The sequence below is a fragment of the Streptomyces barringtoniae genome (genome assembly GCF_020819595.1).
Taxonomy (GTDB): domain Bacteria; phylum Actinomycetota; class Actinomycetes; order Streptomycetales; family Streptomycetaceae; genus Streptomyces; species Streptomyces barringtoniae.
In genome coordinates, this window is the sequence record NZ_JAJHNP010000004.1 from 193,734 (window position 1) to 218,943 (window position 25,210).

General features: G+C 71.0%; 24 protein-coding genes and 2 pseudogenes. 21 read left to right on the forward strand and 5 right to left on the reverse strand.

The annotated features are described in order from the left end of the window. Positions 1–45: 45 nt before the first annotated feature. A complete protein-coding gene (locus tag LMU33_RS07990) occupies positions 46–1,074 on the reverse strand; it encodes a LacI family DNA-binding transcriptional regulator (RefSeq protein WP_228618664.1) in 1,029 nt (342 codons plus the stop codon). Between the two features lie 108 nt (positions 1,075–1,182). Between LMU33_RS07990 and LMU33_RS07995 the strand changes: the two genes are divergently transcribed. From LMU33_RS07995 to LMU33_RS08070, 16 genes are all read left to right on the forward strand, one after another. Beyond that, positions 1,183–2,442 (forward strand): MFS transporter, encoded by a 1,260-nt coding sequence (locus LMU33_RS07995; protein ID WP_228618666.1) that lies wholly within the window; start codon positions 1,183–1,185, stop codon positions 2,440–2,442. Positions 2,443–2,451: 9 nt separating this feature from the next. Continuing rightward, on the forward strand, positions 2,452–3,813 hold the full coding sequence (gene pafA / locus LMU33_RS08000) for a Pup--protein ligase (RefSeq protein ID WP_228618667.1): 1,362 nt from the start codon (positions 2,452–2,454) through the stop codon (positions 3,811–3,813). Between the two features lie 143 nt (positions 3,814–3,956). Beyond that, positions 3,957–4,958, forward strand: a complete 1,002-nt coding sequence (locus LMU33_RS08005; protein ID WP_228618668.1) for an FKBP-type peptidyl-prolyl cis-trans isomerase — start codon at positions 3,957–3,959, stop codon at positions 4,956–4,958. A 110-nt stretch (positions 4,959–5,068) separates the two neighbouring features. Then, positions 5,069–5,440 carry an FKBP-type peptidyl-prolyl cis-trans isomerase gene (locus LMU33_RS08010; protein ID WP_228618670.1) on the forward strand — a complete coding sequence of 124 codons (372 nt, stop codon included), beginning with the start codon at positions 5,069–5,071 and terminating at the stop codon, positions 5,438–5,440. Between the two features lie 181 nt (positions 5,441–5,621). Continuing rightward, a complete protein-coding gene (locus LMU33_RS08015; RefSeq protein ID WP_228618672.1) occupies positions 5,622–6,575 on the forward strand; it encodes a helix-turn-helix transcriptional regulator in 954 nt (317 codons plus the stop codon). 15 nt (positions 6,576–6,590) lie between these two features. Beyond that, positions 6,591–7,580, forward strand: a complete 990-nt coding sequence (locus LMU33_RS08020) for a helix-turn-helix transcriptional regulator (protein ID WP_228618674.1) — start codon at positions 6,591–6,593, stop codon at positions 7,578–7,580. A 210-nt stretch (positions 7,581–7,790) separates the two neighbouring features. Further along, positions 7,791–8,051, forward strand: a complete 261-nt coding sequence (locus LMU33_RS08025; RefSeq protein WP_228619074.1) for a hypothetical protein — start codon at positions 7,791–7,793, stop codon at positions 8,049–8,051. 10 nt (positions 8,052–8,061) lie between these two features. After that, positions 8,062–8,256: a hypothetical protein gene (locus LMU33_RS08030; protein WP_228618675.1), complete on the forward strand. Its 195-nt coding sequence runs from the start codon at positions 8,062–8,064 to the stop codon at positions 8,254–8,256. A 260-nt stretch (positions 8,257–8,516) separates the two neighbouring features. Then, the gene (tatA, locus tag LMU33_RS08035; RefSeq protein WP_228618677.1) at positions 8,517–8,795 is read left to right on the forward strand and encodes a Sec-independent protein translocase subunit TatA; all 279 of its coding nucleotides are present in this window, start codon (positions 8,517–8,519) and stop codon (positions 8,793–8,795) included. Between the two features lie 47 nt (positions 8,796–8,842). Beyond that, entirely contained in the window at positions 8,843–9,793 is a 951-nt protein-coding gene (tatC, locus tag LMU33_RS08040) for a twin-arginine translocase subunit TatC (protein ID WP_228618679.1), read from the forward strand. Positions 9,794–9,880: 87 nt separating this feature from the next. Continuing rightward, entirely contained in the window at positions 9,881–12,733 is a 2,853-nt protein-coding gene (locus tag LMU33_RS08045; RefSeq protein WP_228619076.1) for a DEAD/DEAH box helicase, read from the forward strand. 342 nt (positions 12,734–13,075) lie between these two features. After that, the gene (locus LMU33_RS08050; RefSeq protein WP_228618680.1) at positions 13,076–14,743 is read left to right on the forward strand and encodes an ATP-binding protein; all 1,668 of its coding nucleotides are present in this window, start codon (positions 13,076–13,078) and stop codon (positions 14,741–14,743) included. Beyond that, on the forward strand, positions 14,740–15,144 hold the full coding sequence (locus tag LMU33_RS08055) for a roadblock/LC7 domain-containing protein (protein ID WP_228618682.1): 405 nt from the start codon (positions 14,740–14,742) through the stop codon (positions 15,142–15,144). Before LMU33_RS08050 ends, LMU33_RS08055 begins: the two co-directional genes overlap by 4 nt. Continuing rightward, positions 15,141–15,569 (forward strand): DUF742 domain-containing protein, encoded by a 429-nt coding sequence (locus LMU33_RS08060; RefSeq protein ID WP_228618684.1) that lies wholly within the window; start codon positions 15,141–15,143, stop codon positions 15,567–15,569. Before LMU33_RS08055 ends, LMU33_RS08060 begins: the two co-directional genes overlap by 4 nt. Further along, positions 15,550–16,170 carry a GTP-binding protein gene (locus LMU33_RS08065; RefSeq protein WP_228618686.1) on the forward strand — a complete coding sequence of 207 codons (621 nt, stop codon included), beginning with the start codon at positions 15,550–15,552 and terminating at the stop codon, positions 16,168–16,170. The genes LMU33_RS08060 and LMU33_RS08065 overlap by 20 nt, the downstream gene beginning before the upstream one ends. A 45-nt stretch (positions 16,171–16,215) precedes the next feature. Further along, positions 16,216–17,703 carry a cytochrome P450 gene (locus LMU33_RS08070; RefSeq protein ID WP_228618688.1) on the forward strand — a complete coding sequence of 496 codons (1,488 nt, stop codon included), beginning with the start codon at positions 16,216–16,218 and terminating at the stop codon, positions 17,701–17,703. A 44-nt stretch (positions 17,704–17,747) separates the two neighbouring features. On the opposite strand, the gene LMU33_RS08075 is transcribed toward LMU33_RS08070, so the two are convergent. Beyond that, entirely contained in the window at positions 17,748–18,698 is a 951-nt protein-coding gene (locus tag LMU33_RS08075; RefSeq protein ID WP_228618689.1) for an RluA family pseudouridine synthase, read from the reverse strand. A 65-nt stretch (positions 18,699–18,763) separates the two neighbouring features. Here LMU33_RS08075 and LMU33_RS08080 point away from each other — a divergent pair. From LMU33_RS08080 to LMU33_RS08090, 3 genes and pseudogenes are all read left to right on the forward strand, one after another. Next, positions 18,764–19,204 (forward strand): annotated as a pseudogene (locus LMU33_RS08080) (GNAT family N-acetyltransferase); the annotation flags it as partial. Further along, positions 19,201–19,552, forward strand: a pseudogene (locus tag LMU33_RS08085) (ABC transporter permease); the annotation flags it as partial. The pseudogenes LMU33_RS08080 and LMU33_RS08085, both read left to right, overlap by 4 nt. An 11-nt stretch (positions 19,553–19,563) precedes the next feature. Beyond that, the gene (locus tag LMU33_RS08090; protein WP_228618691.1) at positions 19,564–20,496 is read left to right on the forward strand and encodes a 5'-nucleotidase; all 933 of its coding nucleotides are present in this window, start codon (positions 19,564–19,566) and stop codon (positions 20,494–20,496) included. 13 nt (positions 20,497–20,509) lie between these two features. On the opposite strand, the gene LMU33_RS08095 is transcribed toward LMU33_RS08090, so the two are convergent. Both LMU33_RS08095 and LMU33_RS08100 read right to left on the reverse strand, forming a co-directional pair. Further along, positions 20,510–21,355, reverse strand: a complete 846-nt coding sequence (locus LMU33_RS08095) for a siderophore-interacting protein (protein WP_228618693.1) — start codon at positions 21,353–21,355, stop codon at positions 20,510–20,512. Between the two features lie 130 nt (positions 21,356–21,485). Continuing rightward, positions 21,486–22,415 (reverse strand): 5'-3' exonuclease, encoded by a 930-nt coding sequence (locus LMU33_RS08100; RefSeq protein WP_228618694.1) that lies wholly within the window; start codon positions 22,413–22,415, stop codon positions 21,486–21,488. A gap of 416 nt (positions 22,416–22,831) precedes the next feature. Between LMU33_RS08100 and LMU33_RS08105 the strand changes: the two genes are divergently transcribed. After that, the gene (locus LMU33_RS08105) at positions 22,832–23,401 is read left to right on the forward strand and encodes a helix-turn-helix domain-containing protein (RefSeq protein WP_228618696.1); all 570 of its coding nucleotides are present in this window, start codon (positions 22,832–22,834) and stop codon (positions 23,399–23,401) included. After that, positions 23,401–24,120, forward strand: a complete 720-nt coding sequence (locus LMU33_RS08110; protein ID WP_228618698.1) for a helical backbone metal receptor — start codon at positions 23,401–23,403, stop codon at positions 24,118–24,120. Before LMU33_RS08105 ends, LMU33_RS08110 begins: the two co-directional genes overlap by 1 nt. Here LMU33_RS08110 and LMU33_RS08115 read toward each other — a convergent pair. Continuing rightward, positions 24,032–25,195: a TDT family transporter gene (locus tag LMU33_RS08115; protein WP_228618699.1), complete on the reverse strand. Its 1,164-nt coding sequence runs from the start codon at positions 25,193–25,195 to the stop codon at positions 24,032–24,034. The two genes, LMU33_RS08110 and LMU33_RS08115, sit on opposite strands and share 89 nt — an antisense overlap. Between the last annotated feature and the right edge of the window lie 15 nt (positions 25,196–25,210).

Genomic DNA, 25,210 nt, shown 5'->3' on the forward strand with positions numbered 1-25,210 from the left:
TGCCCCGGCCGTTCTCCTGGCCGGGGCACACGGCGTTCGCGTTGGTCAGCGTGGGGCCTGGGCGGCGCGTGGTGGGGCCGTGGAGCCGCGTACGACGAGGCGGACCGGGATGTCCCCGCTCTCGGGTTGCCGGCCTTCCAGGACGGCGAGGAGGGCTTGCATGCCGCGTTCGCCGAAGAGCTCGGCGTCCAGTCGTACGGTGGTGAGTTCGGGGTCGATGGCGGTGGCGAGGCCGAGGTCGTCGACGCCCGTGACGGAGACGTCGTCGGGTACGCGCAGGCCGAGGCGGCGCAGGGCTTTGTAGGCGCCGGCTGCGAGTTTGTCGTCGTCGCAGACGACGGCGGTGGGCCGGGGTCCGGGGGCGGTGAGTGCGCTCTCGGTTGCGGTCAGGGCGCCTTCGATGGAGATGGGGGCCCGGGTGGTGCGCACGTGCGTCCCCGGTACGGCGGCCATGCGTGTCGCGAGTTCACGCGCGCGTACCTCGAAGGTCCAGGAGGGGACGTCGGCGGCCAGGTGGAGGATGCGGCGGTGGCCGAGGGTGAGCAGGTGGTCGGTGACCTGGCGGAAGCCGTCGGCGATGTCGAGGTTGACGGTGGCGGCGCCGAGGCTGCCGTCGGGGTCGCTGTCGAGCATGACGAGGGGGAGTTGGTCGCCGCGGATGGCGGTGAGGGCGTCGGCGGCCATGGAGGAGGCGATGACGCCGTCGAGGGCGGCCTGGGCGGAGGCGAAGGGGTCGCGGGCGGGGCCGATGCCTTCGGGGGAGGGGTAGAGGACGACGCCGAAGCCGTTTTCGGCGGCGACGCGTGCGGCGCCGGTGTAGACGCCGGCGAAGAACTCCGTCGTCAGGGCCGGTACGACCAGCAGGACGGTGCGAGTGTGGCCGAGGCGGAGGTTTCGGGCGGCGAGGTTGGGGCGGTAGCCGAGTTCGCGTGCGGCGTCGCGGACTCGTTCGGCGGTGGCTGCGGAGACTCGGCCGCGCCATTTGTCGCCGAGTACGAGGGAGACGGCGGCCTGGGAGACCCCGGCTGCCTGGGCGACGTCCCGGCTGGTCGGGCGCGTGCTGCTGCGTGCCACGGTGGGCTGCCCCTGTTCTTCTGGTCGTTCGCCTGGACGTTGGAACAGCGCACATGGTACGTATGACGACGGACGTTATACGTAAAACGTGGGGCTGGAGGGCGGCACATGGCCACGGGATATCTGGAGATACTCCGGGCGCGGCATGCGCTGCGGCTGCTCACCGGCACGCTGGTGGGGCGGCTGCCGAACGCGACGGCCGCGATCGCCCTGGTGCTGTTCGTCCGTGCCGAGGGCGGGACGTACAGCCTCGCGGGTGCCCTCGCCGCGGTCTACGGCGTCGCCAACGCCGTGGGCCAGCCGGTGCTGGGCCGGCTCGTGGATCTGCACGGCCAGCCGCGTGTACAGCTGCCGGCGGCGGTGCTGGCGGCCCTGTCGATGGCGGTCTTCGCGTTCTCCGGCACCGATCCGCTGCCGCTGGCGTATGCGGCCGTGGCGGCGGCCGGGCTGTTCACGCCGCCGCTGGAGGGGGGCCTGCGCGCGCTGTGGCCGTCGGTGCTGGGGCGCGAGGAACAGGTGCACACGGCGTACGCGATGGACGCGATCGCGCAGGAGATCATGTTCACGGTGGGGCCGCTGCTGGTGACGTTGTGCGTGTCGCTGTGGGACGAGCGCGCCGCCCTGCTGGTGCTGAACCTGCTGGGGGTGCTGGGTGCGCTCTCCGTGGCCATGTCGCCGCCCTCGCGCGCGTGGCGCTCGGCGCCGCGTGAGGCGCACTGGCTCGGCGCGCTGCGCTCGCCGGGTCTGCTCGTGCTGCTCGGTGCCTTCCTGTTCGTGGGGATCGCGCTGGGCTCGATCACGGTCGCGTCGGTGTCGTACGCCGACGGTCATGGCGGTGACGCGGTGTACGGCTGGATGATGGCGGGGCTGGGCCTGGGTGCGCTGGTGGGTGGCACGGTGTACGGGGCCCGTCGGTGGGGCGGTTCGCCGGAGCGGCGACTGAGTGGGCTCGTGGCCCTTCTGGCGGTGTGTTACCTGCCTTTGATGCTGACGCCGGGTGCGCCGGCCATGGTGCTGCTGTCGGTGCTCTCCGGGGTGTTCCTCGCGCCGTGTATCGCCTGTGCGTTCATCATCGTGGACCGGCATGCGCCGAGCGGGACGGTCACCGAGGCCTTCTCCTGGCTTGTGACGACGTTCACCGTGGGTGCCTCGGTGGGAACGGGTGTGGCGGGGCCCGTGGTCCAGGCCGGTGGCACGGTGTGGGGGTTCGCGGTTCCGGGGGCGGCGGGGGCCGTGTCGTTGCTGGTGCTGCTCGCCATGGGGCGGGTCCTCGCAGCTCCCGCGCGGGGCGGGGTCGTTGCGTCTTCATCGGAAAATGATCCAAATCGTGCTGCCGAACCCCGTTTCAGCTCGGGGGATCGGGCGTAATGTTCAGTCATGGACCGCCGCATTTTCGGGCTGGAGAACGAGTACGGCGTCACGTGCACGTTCAGGGGACAGCGCCGCCTGTCTCCTGACGAGGTGGCGCGGTACCTCTTCCGCCGTGTCGTGTCATGGGGCCGCAGCAGCAATGTCTTTCTGCGAAACGGCGCCCGGCTCTATCTCGACGTGGGCTCACATCCGGAATACGCGACCCCCGAATGTGACAACGTGATCGAACTGGTCACCCACGACAAGGCCGGCGAGCGCATTCTCGAAGGACTCCTGGTGGACGCGGAGCGACGCCTGCACGAGGAGGGAATCGCGGGCGACGTCTACCTGTTCAAGAACAACACGGACTCCGCGGGCAACTCGTACGGCTGCCATGAGAACTATCTGGTGGCCCGGCACGGGGAGTTCTCGCGGCTCGCGGACATCCTCATCCCGTTCCTGGTGACGCGGCAGTTGCTGTGCGGTGCGGGGAAGGTGCTGCAGACGCCGCGTGGTGCCGTGTACTGCGTGAGTCAGCGTGCGGAGCACATCTGGGAGGGTGTGTCCTCGGCGACGACCCGTTCGAGGCCCATCATCAACACGCGTGACGAGCCGCACGCGGACGCCGAGCGCTACCGCCGGCTGCATGTCATCGTCGGTGACTCGAACATGTCCGAGACGACGATGCTGCTGAAGGTCGGCGCGACGGACCTGGTGCTGCGCATGATCGAGGCGGGCACGGTGATGCGTGACCTGACGCTGGAGAACCCGATCCGGGCGATCCGTGAGGTCAGCCACGACATCACGGGCCGGCGCAAGGTGCGGCTGGCCAGCGGCCGGGAGGCCTCGGCGCTGGAGGTGCAGCGGGAGTACTTCGACAAGGCCGTGGACTTCTGTGACCGCCGGGGGATCCGTACCGGCACGGTCGCGCAGGTCCTGGAGCTGTGGGGCCGCACCCTCGACGCGATCGAGAGCGAGGAGCTGGACCGGATCGCCACCGAGATCGACTGGGTGATGAAGTACAAGCTCATCGAGCGCTATCGGGCCAAGAACAACATGACGATGTCGCATCCGCGGGTCGCCCAGATAGACCTCGCCTACCACGACATTCATCGTCGTCGTGGCCTGTACTACCTGCTGGAGAAGAAGGGCCAGGCGGCCCGGGTCTGCAACGACTTGAAGATCTTCGAGGGCAAGTCGGTTCCGCCGCAGACCACTCGGGCGCGGCTGCGCGGTGACTTCATCCGGCGGGCACAGGAACAGCGCAGGGACTTCACGGTCGACTGGGTGCATCTGAAGCTCAACGACCAGGCGCAGCGCACTGTGTTGTGCAAGGACCCGTTCCGTTCGGTGGACGACCGGGTGGAGAAGCTGATCGCCGGTATGTAGGCGAAAGCGGGTGAGTCAAGCGTTTCGGGTGTGAAATGCCGGAACGCCACACGGGCGTCGTACGTTTACCGTACGGCGCCCTTCTCGCGTCGTAGAGTTGCGCGCACGCCATCCGCAAGATCGATTGATTACGAGGCTCTCCCGTGCGCCGACGTTCACTTCTCCTCGCCGCCGTTCCCGCAGGGCTGGTCACACTGGCCGCGTGCGGTGACGGCAAGTCCGGCTCCAGCAAGGCCGGTGTCTCGCCGTCGCCGTCGGTGTCGACGGTGCCTCCGCCGAAGATCGTGGACGCTCCGCTGCCGGCGATCACGGCGGGCACGAAGTTCGGTGAGAAGCCGACCGTGGCCAAGGGGCCGGGCGAGCCGTCGAAGAACCTGGCGGTGAAGACGGTGATCGCGGGCGGTGGTCGTACGGTCGCGGAGAACGACTTCGTCCAGGCGAACTATCTGGGTCAGATCTGGGACACGGGCAAGGTCTTCGACAACTCCTACGACCGCAAGATCCCGCTGGTCATCCAACTCGCCCAGGGCAGCAGCATCGACGGCTGGCGGTACGGGCTGGCGGGCAGGAAGACCGGCAGCCGTGTCTTGATGGCGGTGCCGCCCACCTGGGGCTACGGCAAGTCGGGCGAACCGCAGGCGGGCATCAAGGGCACCGACACGATGGTCTTCGTCGTCGACCTGATCGACGTCTTCAACTCCAAGAGCTCCTCCCACGGCAAGCCGGTCCCGCAGAGCGACACGGCGCTGCCGGAGGTCGCCACGAACACCGACGGCACGGTTCCCAAGGTCACCATCAGGCAGCCGCACCCGCCGAAGAAGCTCGTGTCCACCTACGTCCTGGAGGGCGACGGCCCCGAGCTCAAGGCGGACCAGACGGTCCTGTGCCAGTTCCAGGGGCTGGTCTGGGAGGGCGGCAAGACCTTCGAGCGGACGTACGGTTCGGGGCGGCTGAGCCAGTTCCCGCTGTCGCAGATCCAGCAGGTGGTCCCGGGCCTGGCGCAGGGGCTGACCGGCAAGAAGGTGGGCAGCCGCGTGCTCGTCGTCGTACCGCCGGAGCTGGGCTACGCCACCCCTCCGCCCGGCGGCGTCGTCAAGAAGGACTCCACGCTCGTCTACACGGTGGACATCCTCGCGGCGATGTAGCCGGTGGTGTCCGTGGCCGGTGGGGAAGCTGGTGTCCATGGCGGGCGTTGGGGCTGCCGAGATGAAAGACTGTCCACGTTTCGTGTCGTACACAAGCAGGAGCTTTTGACGTGAGCATCGAGAAGCCCGAGATCGACTTCCCTGGTGGCGAGCCCCCGGCGGACCTCGAGATCAAGGACATCTGGGAGGGCGACGGGCCGGTGGCGCAGGCGGGTCAGACCGTCACCGTCCACTATGTGGGTGTCGCCTTCAGCACCGGCGAGGAGTTCGACGCCAGCTGGAACCGTGGCACTCCGTTCCGCTTCCCGCTGGGTGCGGGCCGGGTCATCGCGGGCTGGGACCGGGGTGTGCAGGGCATGAAGGTCGGCGGCCGTCGCCAGCTGACCATCCCCGCCCACCTCGCCTACGGCAACCAGAGCCCGACCCCGGCGATCAAGCCGGGCGAGACGCTGATCTTCGTGGTGGACCTGCTGGGCGTCTGATCCCCGCCCGGTCCCGTTGTGATCCACACGTGATCCACACCTGATCGACCGGTCGTGTCCGACCGGTTCCGATCACCTGGGGCCCATGCCTGCTCGGGCATGGGCCCTCGGCTTTTGCCACCGCCGTGAGGAGCGGTACGGTCATCGGTCGGAAGCACCATAGGAAAGGCGAAGGGCGTCGATGGCCATTGCCAAGGCCGAGCGGCTGATGAACCTGGCGCTGTGTCTGCTCGGCACACGGCGGCCGCTCAGCAAGCGCGAGCTGCGGGAGAGCATCGAGGCCTACCTGGAGGCGGGCTCCGACGACTCCTTCAACCGGATGTTCGAGCGGGACAAGGACGACCTGCGTGAGCTGGGCCTGGTCATCGAGACGGTGGAGAACCTGGACGGCGAGGTCGGCTATCTCGCCCGCCGCGACAGCAACCGGCTGCCGCCCATCACCCTGGACGCCGAGGAGGCCGCGGCGCTCGGTCTGGCCGCGAAGGTGTGGCAGCAGGCCCGACTGGCCGGCGCGGCCAGCGGTGCTCTGCAGAAGCTGCGCGCCGCTGGTCTGCCCGAGGACGTCGACCCCTACGAGGCGCACGGCGCCCTGGAGCCCCGGATCCCGGTGCACGAGGCCGCGTTCGAGCCGCTGATGCTGGCCTGCCGGGACCGCCGCCCGGTCGTCTTCGACTACCGCAAGGCCTCCGCCGCCCGCCCCGAGCCCCGGCATGTGGAGCCGTGGGCGCTGGAGTGCTGGCGCGGGCACTGGTACCTGGCCGGTTTCGACCGGGACCGGGGCGCCGAACGCGTCTTCCGGCTCTCCCGGATCACCGGCCGGGTCCGCTCGCGCGGTACGGGCTTCACCGCAGCCGTGCCCGACGTCGTCACCGTGCGCGAGACCGTGGCGAGCTGGGCGGGCGAGATCGCCGACGGTACGGCGCTGATCCGGCTGCGTTCCGGGGCCGGTTACCCCCTTCGGGCGAAGGCCGCCCGGGTGCGGGAACTCGGCGACGGCTGGGACGAGTTGGAGATTCCGTACGGGCACGGACTGGACGCCTGGCTGGTGGAGTTCGGGCCGGACGTGGTGGTCCTGGAGCCGGCCGAGCTGCGCGCGGACGTGGTGGACCGGCTGCGTGCCGTGGCCAAGGGCTGAGGGGGGAGCAGGACTGTGGCAGGCAAACCGGTCAGGCCCGTGAACGCCATCGACCAGACCCGGCGGATGCTGTCCCTGGTGACCTACCTCAGGGAGCGCCCCGGCGCCCGGATCGCGGACGTCGCGCGTGCCTTCGGCATCACCGAGGACGAGCTGGTCGCCGACCTCGATCTGCTGCCGATGTGCGGCACGAGCTTCCGCGGCGGCGATCTGCTGGACATCGACACCGACGGTGAGCGGATCTGGTGGCACAACCCGGCCGCGCTGGGCGAGGAGGCGGCGGAGCCGCTCAGACTGGCCGCCGACGAGGCCACCGCGCTGCTGGTGGCGGCCCGGGCCGTCTCGACCCTGCCGGGCCTGCGCGAGGGCGACCGTCAGGCCCTGCTGCGGGCCACCGCGAAGGTGGAGGCCGCCGCCGGTGAGGCCGCCGGGGCCAGCGCGCGGCTGTCGGTGACCTTCGAGTCCGAGGGCGGGGTCTTCGCCGACGTCGACCGGGCGATCTCCGAGCGCCGCCGGCTGTGGATCCGCTACTACTCCCCGGCCCGTGACGAGGTCACCGAGCGCGAGATCGACCCGATCCGCCTGGTCAGCGTCGGGCACACCTATGTCGAGGCATGGTGCCGGCGCTCCGAGGCCCGGCGCACCTTCCGGCTCGACCGGGTCGCGGAGATCCGGATACTGGACGAGCCGTCCGCGCCGCCCGAGATGGAGCTGCGCGACCTCTCCGAGGCCCTGGTGCAGCCCGCGGCCGAGGACCCGGAGGTCGTGGTCGAGGTCGGCCCGGGCGGCCGCTGGGTGGCCGAGTACTACCCGCACGACAGCGCCGATGAGCTTCCCGACGGCGGGCTGCGTATCACTCTGCGCACCCCGGATCCGGCCTCCCTGCGCCGGCTGGCACTGCGGCTCGGCGCCGACGGCCGGATCGTGTCCCCGCCGGAGCTGGCCGACAGCGCCCGCAGAGCGGCGGCGGAGGCGCTGGCGGCGTACGACACGGCGTCGCGGTGAGGCAGCGCCCCGAAGGGGCGCAGGGCTGTGTTCGACATGCGGCTGCGCCGCGATGCGGGTCCCCACGGTTCGAGCGAAGCCGAGAGCTCGGGGGAGCGACCAGCCACGACGGCACCGCAGACGCGCGACGGAGGACGGTGGCACTTCCGGCGGCGCCTTGGCGGACGACCAGGAGAAGGAGCGAGGGCTGTGAGCGAGCGTGCGGGTGAGATGACGGTGGCGGCCGCCTTCGCAGGGATGAGGAGAGCGGTCCCCGTGGTGTTCAAGGCGGGCTGCCCGGACTGCCGGGGCCGCTTCGAGCTCGCCGCGAGCGCGCTGCGCCTCGCCATCGGCGCCACCAGCCGGACGACGTTCTACTCCTTCACCTGCCCCGAGTGCGGGGCCGCCGTGCGCAAGCCCGCCGGGGAGCGCATCGTCGAGCTGCTCACCGGCGGCGGGGTGCGCACGCTGCGGCTGCACACCACCGTCTAGTCTCGACGTCATGTTCTGGCCGATGTGCGCGGTAGCGTTGGGTTTCCTGGGTCTCGCGGTGCTGGGGGTGCTCGCCGTCCGGGTCTTCCTGGAGGCGCGGCGTCTCGGACAGCAGGTCGCGGACTCGGCGCGCCGTATCAACAGGGCGGCGGAGGACCTGGAGCGTTCGGCGGCCCGTGCGGCCCGTGCCGTGGATGCGCTGTGAGCTCCTCCGGGTGATGCCGGTGAGTCCTGCGGGGCAAGCGCTTTGTGTCACTTCGCCCTGTCATGCTGCCCAGCTGGACAGGTACGCTGCTTGTCGTGGTGCGGAGAACGAGGCCCGCATCGTGGACCGGGCGTACGCACGGGGATTGCCTCACGTTTACCCCTGAGCGTTACGATCGCTGCCAGCGCGACCATCGGACACATGTCCGACTGGTCGGACGGCACCCCACCCCAGCCGCCTCGGTGAGAAGGTAAAGACTTATGTTCGGAAGGCTCGGAGCCCCCGAGATCATTCTCATCCTCGTCGTCATCGTCCTGCTGTTCGGCGCGAAGAAGCTTCCGGACATGGCCCGCTCGCTCGGCAAGTCCGCGCGCATCCTCAAGAGCGAGGCCAAGGCGATGAAGGAGGAGTCCAACGCCTCCGCCCAGGCGCCGGCCTCCGACGAGCAGCCTCCGGCGCAGCGCACCATCCAGGCGGCCCCCGGCGACGTGTCCAGCTCGCGGCCGGTCAACGAGCCGACGGACACCACCCAGCGCTGACGCAGGGCCGGATATCCCCGGCCTCCCGCACGAGATGAGGACGTGGGTTGCTCAAGTCTGCCCGCAAGAAGGAGAAGGATCCCGAGGGGCGGATGCCCCTTGCGGATCATCTTCGTGAGCTCCGCAACCGGCTCGCGAAGGCGCTGCTGGCCATCGTCGTCGTGACGATCGTCGCAGCCTTCTTCTACAACGACATCATCAACTTCCTGACCAAGCCGATCCTCGACTCGGTCGGTTGCGCACAGACCTTCGAACAGCTGGCGAAGTCCAAGGGCGGACACCAGTGTGCGGAGATCACGATCAACGGGCTCCTCGCCCCGTTCACGCTGGCCCTCCAGGTTTCGCTGATGGCGGGCGTCGTGGCCGCCTCGCCGATCTGGCTGTACCAGCTGTGGGCGTTCGTCGCGCCGGGCCTGCACCGGCACGAGAAGAAGTACGCCTACGCCTTCGTCTTCACCGGGGCCCCGCTGTTCTTCGCCGGTGCCTTCTTCGCGTACGAGGTGCTGCCCACCACCGCGAAGGTGCTGATCGACTTCACGCCGAACGGCAACATCAAGAATCTGCTGCCGCTGGACGACCTGCTGCAGCTGGTCACCCGCATGGTGATCGTCTTCGGTCTCTCCTTCGAGCTGCCGCTGTTGCTGATCATGCTCAATCTCACCGGGATACTGAGCGGCCAGCGCATGCTCGGCTGGTGGCGCGGCATGATCCTCGGCATCACGGTCTTCGCGGCCGTGGCCACGCCCAGCACCGATCCGCTGTCCATGCTGGCCCTCGCCGGACCGATCTGGGTGCTGTACTTCGGCGCGGTGCTGTTCTCCCTGGCGAACGACAAGCGCAAGCGCCGCCGCGAGGAGGCGGGCCCCGCCGACGACGAGGCCTCCGACCTGGACCTCACCCCCGAGGCGATCGGCGAGATCGAGCCCGTCGCGGCCAACCGGGCCCTGCCCGAGCAGAGCGGCCCGGAGCGGGTCAACGGCTACGACGACGTGACTTGAGCCTCGCGCCCGACCGCACCACACCGGATGCCCCCGCCCTGATGGGCGGGGGCATCCGTGTTCGCGGGCCGGCCCATGTTCCGGATAATGATCGTCCTGTTGTCAGTGCGGCCCGGTACGCTCGAAAGCACGATGACAGAGGACCTCTCTCCGGCCGAGCGGTACGCGGCAGCCCGCAGGCGGGCAGCCGAGCAGGCCACCACGCTCGCGTCCTTCCGCGAGATGTACGACTTCGGCCTCGACCCCTTCCAGATCGAGGCCTGCGAGGCACTCGAGGCGGGCAAGGGCGTACTGGTGGCCGCCCCCACCGGCTCGGGCAAGACGATCGTGGGCGAGTTCGCCGTCCACCTCGCCCTCACGCAGGGCAAGAAGTGCTTCTACACGACGCCCATCAAGGCGCTGTCGAACCAGAAGTACGCCGACCTGTGCCGACGCTACGGCACCGGCAAGGTCGGCCTGCTCACCGGCGACAACAGCGTGAACTCCGACGCCCCGGTGGTCGTGATGACCACCGAGGTCCTGCGGAACATGCTCTACGCCGGCTCCCAGACCCTCCTCGGCCTCGGCTATGTGGTCATGGACGAGGTGCACTACCTCTCGGACCGCTTCCGCGGCGCCGTCTGGGAGGAAGTGATCATCCACCTCCCCGAGTCGGTGACCCTGGTGTCACTGTCCGCGACCGTGTCCAACGCCGAGGAGTTCGGGGACTGGCTGGACACCGTCCGTGGCGACACCGAGGTGATCGTCGCGGAGCACCGGCCCGTGCCGCTGTTCCAGCACGTCCTCGCCGGGCGGAGGATGTACGACCTGTTCGAGGAGGGCGAGGGCCACAAGAAGGCCGTCAACCCCGACCTGGTCCGCCTCGCCCGGATGGAGGCGAGCCGGCCGTCGTACCAGGACCGCAGACGCGGCCGCGCGATGCGCGAGGCCGACCGGGAGCGGGAGCGCAGACAGCGCTCGCGGGTGTGGACGCCGGGCCGGCCCGAGGTCATCGAGCGCCTGGACTCCGAGGGCCTCCTGCCGGCCATCACGTTCATCTTCAGCCGCGCCGCCTGCGAGGCCGCCGTCCAGCAGTGCCTGTACGCGGGCCTGCGGCTGAACGACGAGGAGGCCCGGGAACAGGTCCGCGCGCTGGTCGAGGAGCGCACCGCGCACATCGCGACGGAGGATCTGCACGTCCTCGGGTACTACGAGTGGCTCGAGGGCCTGGAGCGCGGCATCGCCGCCCACCACGCGGGCATGCTGCCGACCTTCAAGGAGGTCGTCGAGGAGCTGTTCGTACGCGGCCTGGTCAAGGCGGTGTTCGCCACCGAGACCCTCGCGCTCGGCATCAACATGCCCGCCCGCTCGGTGGTGCTGGAGAAGCTCGTCAAGTGGAACGGCGAGCAGCACGCCGACATCACGCCGGGCGAGTACACCCAGCTCACCGGCCGCGCCGGCCGCCGGGGCATCGACATCGAGGGCCACGCGGTCGTGCTGTGGCAGCGCGGCATGAGCCCCGAGCACCTCGCCGGCCTCGCGGGCACCCGCACCTATCCGCTGCGCTCCAGCTTCAAGCCGTCGTACAACATGGCGGTCAACCTGGTCGAGCAGTTCGGGCGGCACCGCAGCCGTGAGCTGCTGGAGACCTCCTTCGCGCAGTTCCAGGCCGACAAGTCGGTCGTCGGGATCTCCCGCCAGGTGCAGCGCAACGAGGAGGGTCTGGCCGGCTACAAGGCCTCCATGACCTGCCACCTCGGCGACTTCGAGGAGTACGCGCGCCTGCGCCGCGAGCTGAAGGACCGGGAGACCGAGCTGGCCCGGCAGGGGGCGAACCAGCGGCGGGCCGAGGCGGCCGTGGCGCTGGAGAGGCTCAAGCCGGGCGACGTCATCCACGTCCCCACGGGCAAGTACGCCGGCCTGGCCCTGGTGCTGGACCCCGGTCTGCCCGCAGGGCGTTCCAACGGCCACCGCGGCTTCGACCACGTCGACGGTCCGCGCCCGCTGGTGCTGACCGCCGAGCGTCAGGTCAAGCGGCTGGCGGCGATGGACTTCCCGGTGCCGGTCGAGCCGCTGGACCGGATGCGGATCCCGAAGTCGTTCAATCCGCGCTCGCCGCAGTCCCGCAGGGACCTCGCCTCCGCGCTGCGCACCAAGGCCGGGCACATCCCGCCGGAGCGGGCCCGCAAGAAGCGCGCAGAGGCAGCCGACGACCGTGAGATCGCCCGCCTGCGGACCGCGATCCGCGCGCACCCCTGCCATGGCTGCAACGACCGTGAGGACCACGCCCGTTGGGCCGAGCGGTACCACCGGCTGCTGCGTGACACCTCGCAGCTGGAGCGCCGCATCGAGGGCCGCACGAACACCATCGCGCGGACCTTCGACCGGATCGTGGCCCTGCTGACCGAGCTGGACTACCTGCGCGGCAACGAGGTCACCGAGCACGGCAAGCGCCTGGCCCGGCTGTACGGCGAACTGGACCTCCTGGCCAGCGAATGCCTGCGCGAGCGGGTCTGGGAGGGCCTCGGCCCCGCCGAACTCGCCGCCTGCGTCTCGGCGCTGGTGTACGAGGCACGGGTCGGCGACGACGCGATGGCGCCCAAGCTGCCCTCGGGCAAGGCGAAGGCCGCGCTCGGCGAGATGGTCCGGATCTGGGGCCGGCTGGACAGTCTGGAGGAGGAGTTCCGGATCAACCAGACCGAGGGCGTGGGCCAGCGGGAACCGGATCTCGGCTTCGCCTGGGCCGCGTACATGTGGGCCTCGGGCAAGGGGCTCGACGAGGTGCTGCGCGAGGCGGAGATGCCCGCGGGGGACTTCGTGCGGTGGTGCAAGCAGGTCATCGACGTTCTCGGCCAGATCTCCGCGGCGGCTCCCGTGGAGGGCTCGACCGTGGCCAAGGCCGCGCGCAAGGCTGTGGAACAGCTGCTGCGGGGGGTTGTCGCCTACTCGTCGGTCGGGTGATCTCCGGTTCGCCGGAGCGGATGACCATGGGGGCCCTTTCGGGCCCCCATTCGCTTATCACGGTGAGTCACTTTCGCACGCCCGTACACCGTGACCGAACGTGTTCGAATATGTGCCGAGCGTGCAAATGGAGTCGAGCGTACTCCTGGGGTACGGGCTATTTCAGGTGCTTGCCGAATATGACACGGCGATGATCCGGTCGGACTAAGCTCGCCCGCGGCGCACCGAGTTGAGCTGAATTCGTGCGTCTGTTCCCAAACATGCGATAAATCCCGACAGTTCCATGAACCTTCCCCGCAAAAGCTCCCCCGACACCCAGCCGACTCGTCTCAGAAGGCATCCATGGTGAGTGTTCAGAAGCCTCCCGGTGGCCGTGAACGTCCCTACGCGCGCGTCCTGTTGCCGCCGGCCATACTGATGGCCGCCGCGACCGGCGCGGCCGTCGCCCTGGGGCCGGCGTCGGCCCGGATCGCCGTCGGCGCGGTCGGGGCCGTGGCCCTGCTGCTGATCCTCGCCACCGGCGGGGAGGCCGCCCGCCGCGGCCGCAGGCTCCGCGAGGAACAGGCCGAGCACGCCCGTCACAGCGCGTATCTGGAGCACCGGCTCGCCGCCCACGACGATCTGGTCGGGCGCTTCGCGAGCGACATCATCCCCCACGGCCATCTGCGGCTGCGGGCCGGAGAACCGCTGCGCGACGTGATGGTCAACGGCTACGACGTCGACCCCGAACTGCGCAGCCTGCCCGACTCCTACCGGGAGATGTTCCGCGCCGCGATGCGCGGCGCCGACCGTGAGATCAACATGCGCGACGCCACCGAGCGCTCCTTCGTGAGCATCGCCCGTCGCGTCCAGGCCATCGTCCACCAGCAGTCCAACGAACTGCGGGAGATGGAGGAGGACCACGGCCGCAACCCCGAGGTCTTCGACGACCTGCTGCGTATCGACCACGGCACCTCGCTGATCGGCCGGCTCGCCGACACCATCTCCGTCCTCGGTGGCGGCCGCCCCGGCCGCCAGTGGCCGCTGCCGGTCTCCCTCTACAGCACGCTGCGCGGTGCCATGTCGCGCATCCTGGAGTACCGCCGCATCCAGCTGAACTCCATCGTCAACATCAACATCAAGGGCACCTCCGTCGAGCCGGTCATCCACGCCGCCGCCGAGCTCTTCGACAACGCCACCCGCTACTCGCCCCCCACGGCCAAGGTGCACGTCACCGCCACCGAGGTGCAGACCGGCATCGCCATCGAGATCGAGGACGCCGGCGTCAGCCTCAGCGAGGAGTCCCGCGCCCGCATCGAGAAGATGATCGAGGACGCCAAGAACCTCGACGACGCCCACAACCTGGGCGAGAACCCGCGCCTCGGCCTCGCCGTGGTCGGCCGCCTGTGCAAGATGTTCGACATGGAGGTCTCGCTGCGGGCCTCCGCCTACGGCGGTTGCCGCGCGATCCTCATCGTCCCGCGCGTGATGACGACCACCGAGCCCGGTGTCGGCGCCGCTCACGGCATCGGCGCCACCGGCACGCCGATCCCCGCGCTCGGCGCGGTCGAGGGCCCCAAGCGCCCGCCGAAGCGGCGCCGCCCCACCAGCCCCAAGATCCCGGCCGGGATCTCCATGGAGGACGACGTCCCGGTGGTCACCGAGTGGACGGCGGGCGGTCTGCCGCAGCGCCGCAGCCGGATGAAGACCCCGATCAGCCAGCGCTTCGCCGAGCAGGCCGAGGTCGAGCAGGCCGAACGCGAGGGCAGGCCCACCGTCTGGTCGCAGCCCAAGCCCGAACGGCAGCCCGAGATGGACCCCCAGCGCAAGAAGCTCATGGAGCGGCCGATCGGCCAGGGGATCGAGGACTTCTGGAACGGCCTGCGCAAGGGCATGCCCGAGGGCGCCACCGGGCCGGAACTGACCGACTTCACGAGGCACCCGGAAAAGTACGTGCACTTGCTCAACGACTACGCGGACGAGCCCGTCGAGGGCACCACCGAGGCCGACGACGAGGGGGACCGAAAGTGATCCAGCAGCGAGGCAACATCGACTGGATGCTCAAGCAGCTCAACGACGGCGTGCCGGGCATCGAGATGATCGTGGTCCTCTCCGCGGACGGACTGCGCATCGCCCGCTACGGCGGCGATCCCGACGCCGCCGACCGCGTGGCCGCCGCCTGCGCGGGCGTGCAGAGCCTGGCCGGCGCCATCATCAAGGAACTCCCCGGCGCCGGCGACATGCAGGTCGTCGTCTTCGAGATCGACGGCGGCTACTTCTACCTGATGAACGCCGGCGACAACGCCTTCCTCGCCGTACTCGCCGACGTCACCTGCGAGCCGGGCCGGATGAGCGGCATGATGCGCGACCTCGTCGTCCGGATCGGCGCCCATCTCACCAGTCCGCCCCGGCGGAACGGGCAGAGCGTATGACTCCTCCACGACGCAAACGGCGCGAGCCGAAGCCCCCGCCGCCTCCGCAGCCGCAGCCGCAGCCACCGGCGCCCGAGCCGGCGGACGGCGAGGCCGAGCCGAAGAACCCCGAACGGCTCTACACCGTCGCCGGATCCGAGGACGGCGCACGCGCCGAACTCGACCTCGTGACGTTAATCGTGGCGCGCGACGCGCCCCAGATGGCCGCCTCACCGGAGCAGGCCGCGGTCCTGCGGCTCTGTGCCAACCCCCTGTCCGTGGCCGAGCTCTCGGCCTATCTGAACCTGCCGTTCAGCGCGATGACAGTCCTGATCACCGAGCTGATCACGGCCGAACTGGTGCAGGTGCGCGCCCCGATCGTCCGCCGGGCGCTCCCCGACCGTTCACTCCTCGAAGCGGTGATGCATGGACTTCAACGGCTCTGACACCATCCCCGGACCACGCACCGAGGATCATCTGCCGCACACGGCCGAGACCGCGGTGAAGATCGTGATCGTGGGCGGCTTCGGCGTCGGCAAGACCACCATGGTCGGTTCCGTCAGCGACATCAGGCCGCTGACCACCGAGGAGACCATGACCCAGGCCGGCATCGGCGTGGACGACAACTACGGTTCCGAATCCAAGACGGCCACCACCGTGGCCATGGACTTCGGCCGCATCAGCATCACCGAGAAGCTGGTGCTCTACCTCTTCGGCACCCCCGGCCAGGAACGCTTCTGGTTCCTGTGGAACGGGCTGTTCGAGGGCGCGCTCGGCGCGGTCGTCCTCGTCGACACCCGGCGCCTGGAGGTCAGCTTCGACGTCATGGGCCGACTGGAGGAGCGCGGCGTGCCCTTCGTCGTCGCCATCAACTCCTTCCCTGACGCGCCCCGTTACCCCGTCGAGGAACTGCGCACCGCACTCGACCTGACCCCCGAGATCCCGATCATGGATTGCGACGTACGCCGCCGGGCCTCCAGCAAGGACGTGCTGATGACCCTGATGCGCTTCCTGCACTCGATCGCCCTGTCCCGCGCCCTCGTCTGATCCCCCGCCGACCGATCCCCTCCCCTTTCGTTCCGGAGCGACACCGTGACGTCTGAACCCTCCTCCCTGACCGACACAGACCCCAACGCCGGACCGCCGCCGGGCTGCCCCGCGCACCGACCGGGCCCCGGCGGACTGCACAGGCTCTACGGCCCCGACGCGGAGGACTTGGGCGGCCTCTACGAGCGGCTGCGGGACCAGCACGGCCCCGTGGCACCCGTGCTGCTGCACGACGACGTACCGATGTGGGTGGTCCTCGGGCACGCCGAGAACCAGCAACTGGTGCGCAGCCCCTCCGTGTACACCCGCGACAGCCGGGTCTGGACCCCGCTGGTGGAGGGCATGGTCAAGCCCGACCACCCGCTGATGCCGCACATCGCCTGGCAGCCGATCTGCTCGCACGCCGAGGGCGACGAGCACCAGCGGCTGCGCGCGGCGGTCACCGCTGCCATGGGGACCATCGACCACCGCACCGTGCGCCGCCACATCGGCCGCCACACCCAGGGCCTGGTCAACAGCTTCTGCGAACGCGGCCGGGCCGACCTGGTCTCCCAGTTCGCCGAGCATCTGCCGATGGCCGTCATGTGCGAGATCCTCGGCATGCCCGAGGAGTACAACGACCGGATGGTGCAGGCCGCCCGGGACGCCCTGAAGGGCACCGAGACCGCCATCCAGAGCCATGCCTACGTCATGGACGCGCTGAACCGGCTCACCACCCGGCGCCGCGCCCGGCCCGAGGAGGACTTCACCAGTCACCTCATCACCCACCCGGCCGGGCTCAGCGACGACGAGGTCCGCGAACACCTGCGGCTCGTCCTCTTCGCGGCCTACGAGGCCACCGCGAACCTCCTGGCCAACGCGCTGCGCATGGTCCTCACCGAGCCGGGTTTCCGCGCCCAGCTCAACGGCGGCCAGATGACCGTGCCGGAGGCGATCGAGCAGTCCCTGTGGGACGAGCCGCCGTTCAGCACCGTCCTCGGCTACTACGCCAAGCAGGACACCGAGCTGGGCGGGCAGCGCATCCGCAAGGGCGACGGCCTGCTCTTCGCGCCCGCGCCGGGCAACCTCGACCCGCGCATCCGCCCCGACCTGTCCGCGAGCATGCAGGGCAACCGCTCCCACCTCGCCTTCGGCGGCGGCCCGCACGAGTGCCCCGGCCAGGACATCGGCCGCGCCATCGCCGACGTCGGCGTGGACGCGCTGCTGATCCGGCTGTCTGACATCCAACTCGACTGTGCCGAGGAGGAGTTGCGCTGGCGTGCGTCCATCGCCTCCCGGCACCTGGTGTCACTGCCCGTGCGCTTCGAGCCCAAGCCGCAGCAGGACGTCAACGTCCTGCCGAGGCCCGTGCCCCTGCCGCCGCAGCGCACCTGGCAGCCCGGCACCCCGGGCCCCGACCGGCCCGCGGTCGCCGAGCCCCGCCCCGCCACCCCCCGTCCGGTCACGCCCGAGCCCCACCCCACGGCTCCGCAGCCGGCGGCGCGCCGCCGGGGCGTCTGGCGGCGGTTGCTCAACTGGTGGCGCGGGGAGTAACCGCACCCGGAGGACGGCCCGTCGCGGCTCACCCGGCGGAGCGCTCAGCCCCGGCCCGCCCAGCCGTCGTACGACTCCCAGGCCTGGAGCACGCGTCCGCTGACGAACGTGTGTTCCACGCCGGTGACCGGATCGGTGAACTCCAGCCTGCGGGCAAGCAGTTGCAGCGGGCGCCGGAAGTCGCCGGCCGGCACCGGGGCGGTCACCTCCGGATACAGAGGGTCGCCGAGGATGGGCACGCCGAGCGCGCTGAGATGAACCCGCAGCTGATGGGTCTGCCCGGTCGCCGGGACGAGCCGGTACCGGGCGAGCCCGCCGCGCCGCCCGGCCGACTCGACGTACGTCTCGGCGTTCGACTCGCCCTGGACCTCCCGGGCCGCCTGCACGCCGCGCTCCTTCACGATCCGGCTGCGCACGGTCCGGGGCAGGGCGAGCGAGGGGTCGTACGGCGCGATCGCCTCGTACTCCTTGCGCACCCGCCGGTCCCGGAACAGCGTCTGGTACGCCCCGCGCTCCTCGGGCCGCACGATGAACAGCACCAGCCCCGCCGTCAGCCGGTCCAGGCGGTGCGCGGCGCTCAGCGTCGGGATGCCCAGCTCGCGCCGCAGCCGGGCCAGCGCGGTCTCGGTCACATGGCTGCCTCGCGGGGTCGTGGCGAGGAAGTGCGGCTTGTCGGCGACGACGATGTGCGCGTCCCGGTGGACGACCTCCACCGGGAACGGCACCGGGACCTCGGCGGGCAGCTCGCGATGGAACCACACGAACATCCCCGGCTCGTACGGCGCGTCCGGCGCCACCGCGTGCCCGTCGGCGCCGACGATCAGCCCGGAGTCGAGCATCTGCTCGACCATGCCGGGCGCGGCCCCCGTCAGCCGCTCCACCAGATGCTCGCGCACCGTGGCCCACGTCCCGCCGTACGGCAGCCGCACCCGCACGGGGTCGACCCCGTTGCGCTGGGGGAGCGGGGCAGGCGGGGGTGGTGTACGGCGTCTCATCGGGGTCAAGGGTACGAGGCGGAAACCGGTGGGCGGGCGGCCGTGCGGTGGGCAGGATGTGGATCATGCCCTATCTCAACAGCCCGGTCGTTCCGGCCGGCACTCTCGCCCGAGTCCCGCAGCCCAGCCTGCCCGGCGGTGACGGGCTGCTGCTGCGCCCCTGGCGGGCGAAGGACGCGCCCGCGGTGTACGCCGCCTTCCAGGATCCGCTGATGCACCAGTGGCACATCAGGTCCGCCGACTCCGAGCAGGAGGTCGCGGACTGGATCGCGCAGTGGCAGAGCTGCTGGACGGACGAGTGCCAGGCCCAGTGGGCCGTCGTGGACGCGGACACCGACGAACTGCTGGGCCGCGTCGCGCTGCGCCAGATCCTGCTCGACGACGGCTGCGCCGAGGTCGCGTACTGGACGGTGGCACGCGCGCGCGGCCGGGGCGTCGCGGTGCGGGCCACCACCACGCTGTCCCGCTGGGCGTTCGAGGAGATCGGTCTGCACCGTCTCGAACTCTCGTGCTGGCAGCCGTCCTGCTCGGCACGGTCTTCGGCGCCCTGTCCCAACGCGCTCGGCATGCTCGTGCGCGAACGCGAGTCGATCAGCGGCATCAACACCTTCCTGCTGCTGCCGCTGACCTTCCTCTCCAGCGCCTTCATGGCACTGTCGCAGATGCCCGGCTGGATGCGGCACATCGCCGACTTCAATCCGCTCGACTGGGCGATGGTGGCGGGCCGTTCCGCGATGTCCGGGCGTTCCGACTGGGGCGTGGTCCTCAGCCGGGGCGGCGCGCTGCTCGGGCTCGCCGTCGCGGCGGTGTGGCTGTCGATCCGCACCTTCCGTTCCTACCAGCGGTCGGTGTGATGATGTAGGACATGCCGCCCTACGACCTCGCGAACCGGCTCGTCGTCGGTGTCGCCTCCAGCGCCCTGTTCGACCTGCGGGAGTCGGACGCGGTCTTCCGCGAGCAGGGCGAGGAGGCCTACCGGGCCTACCAGGAGCAGAACGTCGACAACACGCTCCGGCCCGGCGTCGCGTTCGCGTTCATCCGCAGGCTGCTGTCGCTGAACGACCTCGGCGAGCCGGGCGATCCGCTCGTCGAGGTCATCATCCTCTCCCGCAACGACCCCGACACCGGCCTGCGGGTCATGCGGTCGATCGAGGCCCATGAACTGCCGGTCAGCCGGGCCGTGTTCATGCAGGGCAGGGCGCCGTACGCGTTCATGACCGCGCTGAACATGTCCCTGTTCCTGTCCGCGAACGGCGACGACGTACGCGAGGCGGTCGCGGCCGGCCTGCCCGCCGGGCATGTGCTCGGATCGTCGTACGCGGACGACCCGGACGACCCGGAGCTGCGGATCGCGTTCGACTTCGACGGGGTGCTCGCCGGCGATGCCGCCGAGCAGATCTACCAGTCCGGCGGTCTGGAGGAGTTCCGCGCGCACGAGACCCGCAACGCGGCGACCCCGCACGACCCGGGACCGCTGCGGGACTTCCTCGCCGGTGTGAACCGGATACAGCGGCGCGAGGAGGAACGGCGCAGGACCGACCCGGACTACCCGAGCCGGGTCCACGTCTCCATCGTGACCGCGCGTGCCGCGCCGGCCCACGAGAGGGCCGTGCGGAGCCTGAAGCAGTGGGGTGTGACGGTCAACGGCGCCTTCTTCCTCGGAGGCATCGAGAAAGGCGCGGTGATGAAGGTGCTCAGACCGCACATCTTCTTCGACGACCAGGTCACACATCTGCAGAGCACGTCGCGGACCACACCGAGCGTGCACGTCCCGTTCGGCAAGATCAACGAGACGTGAGCGCGGGCCGGTCTCAGGCCGCCGCCGCGCCGCTCTCCTGCTCGGCCTCGATACGGGCGTTCCACTCGCGCTTGGAGGCCTGCCAGCCGTCCTCGTTGTGGCCCAGGCGCCAGTAGCCGGAGATCGACAGGTCCTCGCGCGGGATGCTCAGGTCGACCCGCAGCAGCCGGCGCAGCTCCTTCACGAAGCCCGCCTCGCCGTGCACGAACGCGTGCACCCGGCCCTCGGGGAACTCAAGGGCGCGTACGGCCTCCAGCAGCGCCTCGCCGACCGGCCGGTCGCCGCGGTGCAGCCAGACGACCGCCACATCGGAGTCGATCTTCTGCTCCTCCTCCGGGCCGGACACCTCCACGAAGGCATGGGCGCGGGCGCCGGCGGGCAGCGCCTCCAGGGACCGCGCGATCGCGGGCAGCGCGCTCTCGTCACCGGCGAGCAGATGCCAGTCGGCCGCGGGGTCGGGGGCATAGGCGCCGCCGGGGCCCATGAAGCGCACCGCCTCGCCCGGCCGCACCCGGGCGGCCCACGGCCCGGCCAGGCCCTCGTCGCCGTGGACGACGAAGTCGAGGGTCAGCTCGCGGTGTTCGGGATTCCAGGCGCGCACGGTGTAGGTCCGGGTCACCGGCCACTGCTCCCGCGGGAACTCCGCCCGGATCCGCTCCAGGTCGAAGGGCTCCGGGTAGGTCACGCCCTCGGGGCCGAAGAGCAGCTTCACATAGTGGTCGGTGCAGGTGTCCGCCGCGAAGTCGGCCAGGCCCTCGCCGCCGAGCACCACCCGCTGCATGTGCGGGGTCAGCCGCTCGGTGCGGACCACATGGGCGGTGCGGGTCTTGCGCGGCTTCCGTACCGGACGCTCTGCCATCACGACCTCCAGCAAGATGGTTAGGTTTACCTAAGTTAGCACCTCGCTCTGTGGTCACACCTCGCTCCCGGCCCCTGACGGAGAGCCCTTTGCCGGAATATTCCGGTCGCCGCGCATATTCAGGTCACCGTCACCCGGGTTCCACGGCGAGTGTGGTCAACAGCCGCTGCAGGGAGCCGCCGAGCCCCCAGCGCCTGGCCAGCTGCTCCAGGCCCGCCGGGTCCCGAGGGGCGTGCGGCAGGGCCGTGTCGACGTCCGGCAGCGGTACGTCGTCCGCCACCCGCACCACCTTCGGCGCGACCGCCAGGTACGGGCCGGCCTCGGTGAGCCGCTTGCGCTGCGACGGCGTGAGCCTGGCCCGCGGGTCGTCGACCGCCGTCATGATCCCGGCCAGGTCGCCGAACTCGGCGAGCAGCTTGGCAGCCGTCTTCTCGCCGATCCCGGGCACGCCCGGCAGGCCGTCGCTCGGGTCGCCGCGCAGCAGCGCCAGATCCGCGTACCCCCGCCCGTCGACGCCATACTTCTCGCGCAGCACCGCCTCGTCGGTCAGCTGCAGGGTGCCGACGCCCTTCAGCGGATACAGCACCCGGATCCCGCGCGCGTCGTCCACCAGCTGGTACAGGTCGCGGTCGCCGGTGACGATGTCCACCGGGCCCTCGGCGCGCGCGGTGAACGTGCCGATCACGTCGTCCGCCTCGTACTCCGCGACGCCGACCCGGGCGATGCCGAGCGCGTCCAGCACCTCCTCGATGACCGGAACCTGCGGGGAGAGGGTGTCCGGCACGACCTCCTCGTCCGGCGCGTCCTCGTGTTCCTCGGCGACCCGGTGCGCCTTGTAGGTGGGGATGAGGTCCACCCGCCACTGCGGCCGCCAGTCGGCGTCCATACAGGCCACCAGGTGCTGCGGCCGGTGGTCCCTGACCAGCCGGTCGATGAAGTCCAGCAGTCCGCGTACGGCGTTCACCGGCGTGCCGTCCGGTGCCTTCACGGAGTCCGGGACGCCGAAATAGGCGCGGAAGTACAGCGATGCGGTGTCGAGCAGCATGAGTCGTCCGGTCACGTTCGCATCATGCCGCACCGCACCGACAGCGCCGTGTTCGCCGGGCTCGAGCGCGCCCGTGCCAGGAAGGAGCCGGTCGCCGGCGCCCTGTGGTCCCGCCCTGGCGCGGCGCTTTCCCGGCACGGTAAGGATCCGGCCAACCACGGTCCGTGACGACCCTTGGCCCCCGCCCGGGCCCCCGGCCCTGCTGGTCGGCATGTTCGCCCCGGGCCCGGACCCCGCCAGGGACCGGCCCGGGGCCCCGTCACGCTGGCGCGAACCGTGAGGGTGGCGGCTCGGCAGCATGTCGGGTATGTGACAGCGACGTGAAACGGTTTGCCGAACATGCGTAGGGTGCAGAGAAGTCATCAGAAGAGGTGTGCCCCGAGCCGGGCACCCGGACAGTGGCACGACGAGCGAGGGAGGGAGCCGGAGCGATGGGCGACCACAAAGAGCAGCCCGTGCGGGTGGGCGCGGCCGTCCGGCGACGCCGCCGTGCCCTGGACCTGACCCTCGCCGCCGTGGCCGAGCGCAGCGGTCTGTCGGTGCCCTTCCTCAGCCAGGTCGAGAACGACCGGGCCCGCCCCAGCCGCACCTCGCTGGAGAAGCTCGCCGACGCCCTGCGCACCACGGCCGTCGAACTCCTCGCCGCCGCCGACCCGGCGGCCAGTGTGGACGTCGTACGCGCCGACCCGGCGGCCGAGGGCGGCTTCGAACCCCGGACCCGCTCCCTGGTGCGCGGCCACCACCAGCTGCACGCCTCCGAGTTCACCGGTGACCACGACGCCGGCCGCGAGTTCCAGCACCGCAACGACGAGCTGATGTACGTCGCCGACGGCGCGGTGGAGATAGAGGCCGAGGGGCGCGCGTATCGCCTCGGTCGCGGCGACACCCTGTATCTGACCGGTGGGGTCCGCCACCGGTGGCGGGCGACGGTGCCGGACACCCGGGTCGTCGTGGTGGCGGTCGCCGAGCACATCGAGGCCGTTCAGGACCGGTCGCGGTAGTGCGGGTCGTCTCCCTGGTCCCGTCCCTCACCGAGGCGGTGGCCGTGACGCTGCCCGGGGTGCTGGCCGGCGCCACCGACTGGTGCACCCACCCGGCGGACCTGGACGTCACCCGGATCGGCGGCACGAAGAACCCCAAGCTCGACCGCATCCTCGCCCTCGCTCCCGACCTGGTGATCGCCAACGAGGAGGAGAACCGCGCCCCCGACCTGGACGCCCTGCGCGCCGCAGGCCTCGATGTGCTGGTCACCGAAGTGCGCAGCGTGCCGCGGGCCTTCACCGAACTGGAGCGCGTCCTCACTGCGTGCGGCGCGCCGGGGCGCCCGCGCTGGCTCGCCGAGGCGGAGGCGGCCTGGACCGCGCTGCCGCCGCCCGAGGGCCGTACGACGGCCGTGGTGCCGATCTGGCGCCGCCCCTGGATGGTCCTGGGCCGGGACACCTTCGCCGGCGACGTCCTGGCCCGCCTCGGCGTCGACCACCTGTACGCCGGTCACCCCGACCGTTACCCCCGCGTCCCGTTGGACGAACTGCGGGCGGCGGCCCCGGACGTGGTGGTGCTGCCCGACGAGCCCTACCGCTTCACCGCCGACGACGGCCCGGAGGCCTTCCCCGGCCTGCCCTGCGCCCTGGTCAGCGGGCGGCACCTGACCTGGTACGGCCCGTCTCTGGCCGAGGCGCCAGGGGTGCTGGCCGAGGCGCTGCGAGCAACTCGCCGCTGAGCAGCCCGCGTACGGTGCCGGCGGCGGCCGCCGCCCAGGCCGCGGCGAGCAGGGCGTACAGCCCGACGGCCAGCGCGTCGAAGACCGCCAGGCCGGTGTGCCGGGCGAGCGCCATGGCGCCGGTGACACACGTACCCACCGGGAAGGTGAACGCCCACCAGCTCATCGCGAACCTCATGCCCCGCCGGCGGGCCCGCACCACGTGCGCGGTCGCCAGCGCCAGCCACAGCAGCGCGCACCCCATGACCGGCACCCCGTACAGGACGGCGAAGACGGGCAGGCCACGGGCGTCCGCGGCCGGGACGACCCCCGGAGCCGCGTCCGCGATCTTGCCGACCGCGGTGGTGGACTGCCCGAGCGGGCCGAGGACCAGGAACAGGGTCGGGGTGAGGGCGAGCGGCAGCGGGTCCGAGACCAGCCGCGCGAAGACCAGCGACAGCATCAGCAGCGTCGCGAGCAGGCTCAGCCCGAACAGCGCGAGACAGGCCAGCAGCAGGGTCTCGCGGGGCTGGCCCGCCGGCAGGTACGGCACCAGCAGCGGGCCGAGCGCGGCCGACACCATGGGCGCGACCAGCGGCAGCAGCCAGGCCGGACTCGCCTGCGCGGGCTCGACGCGATGCCGTACGGCCATCAGGTACGGCACGGCCACGGCGGCGGCGAGCCCGACCGCCGTACCCGCGGTGAACAGTACGGCGTCCAGGGCGACGGCCGTGCCGGTGCCGATCAGGTCCCGCCCGGCCGTCATGGCACCGCCGCCGACCGCCAGCAGGGCCATCGACAGGCAGCCGTAGAAGGGGGCCATGGCCGGGTCCAGGAGATCCGCGCGGGCCCGGTCGCCATGGCGGGTCCAGCGCAGGGCCCGGGCCCCGAGCAGGGTCACCAGCATGATCAGGGACAGGACCCAGGTTCCGGCGAAGACATGGCGCAGAGCTGCCGCGTGCGCGGGCAGCGCGACGCCGGCCGAGCCGAGGATGGCGGTGCCCATGACGGTGGCGTACCAGTTGGGGCCGAGGTGGCGGACGAGGGCGGTACGGGGGACGGAAGGGGCGGGCAAGGGCTGGGCTGCGGTGACCATGGGATCACCGTGCCG

What these genes read in the sequence shown, in the direction of transcription:
- LMU33_RS08105 (WP_228618696.1), top strand. Translation starts at nt 22,832, where the DNA reads ATGGGCGACCACAAAGAGCAGCCCGTGCGGGTGGGCGCGGCCGTCCGG.
- LMU33_RS08075 (WP_228618689.1), bottom strand. Translation starts at nt 18,698, where the DNA reads ATGAGACGCCGTACACCACCCCCGCCTGCCCCGCTCCCCCAGCGCAAC.
- pafA (WP_228618667.1), top strand. Translation starts at nt 2,452, where the DNA reads ATGGACCGCCGCATTTTCGGGCTGGAGAACGAGTACGGCGTCACGTGC.
- LMU33_RS08030 (WP_228618675.1), top strand. Translation starts at nt 8,062, where the DNA reads ATGTTCTGGCCGATGTGCGCGGTAGCGTTGGGTTTCCTGGGTCTCGCG.
- LMU33_RS08015 (WP_228618672.1), top strand. Translation starts at nt 5,622, where the DNA reads ATGGCCATTGCCAAGGCCGAGCGGCTGATGAACCTGGCGCTGTGTCTG.
- LMU33_RS08050 (WP_228618680.1), top strand. Translation starts at nt 13,076, where the DNA reads ATGGTGAGTGTTCAGAAGCCTCCCGGTGGCCGTGAACGTCCCTACGCG.
- LMU33_RS08025 (WP_228619074.1), top strand. Translation starts at nt 7,791, where the DNA reads ATGACGGTGGCGGCCGCCTTCGCAGGGATGAGGAGAGCGGTCCCCGTG.
- LMU33_RS08065 (WP_228618686.1), top strand. Translation starts at nt 15,550, where the DNA reads ATGGACTTCAACGGCTCTGACACCATCCCCGGACCACGCACCGAGGAT.
- tatA (WP_228618677.1), top strand. Translation starts at nt 8,517, where the DNA reads ATGTTCGGAAGGCTCGGAGCCCCCGAGATCATTCTCATCCTCGTCGTC.
- LMU33_RS08115 (WP_228618699.1), bottom strand. Translation starts at nt 25,195, where the DNA reads ATGGTCACCGCAGCCCAGCCCTTGCCCGCCCCTTCCGTCCCCCGTACC.
- LMU33_RS07995 (WP_228618666.1), top strand. Translation starts at nt 1,183, where the DNA reads ATGGCCACGGGATATCTGGAGATACTCCGGGCGCGGCATGCGCTGCGG.
- LMU33_RS08045 (WP_228619076.1), top strand. Translation starts at nt 9,881, where the DNA reads ATGATCGTCCTGTTGTCAGTGCGGCCCGGTACGCTCGAAAGCACGATG.
- LMU33_RS08095 (WP_228618693.1), bottom strand. Translation starts at nt 21,355, where the DNA reads ATGGCAGAGCGTCCGGTACGGAAGCCGCGCAAGACCCGCACCGCCCAT.
- LMU33_RS08090 (WP_228618691.1), top strand. Translation starts at nt 19,564, where the DNA reads ATGCCGCCCTACGACCTCGCGAACCGGCTCGTCGTCGGTGTCGCCTCC.
- LMU33_RS08060 (WP_228618684.1), top strand. Translation starts at nt 15,141, where the DNA reads ATGACTCCTCCACGACGCAAACGGCGCGAGCCGAAGCCCCCGCCGCCT.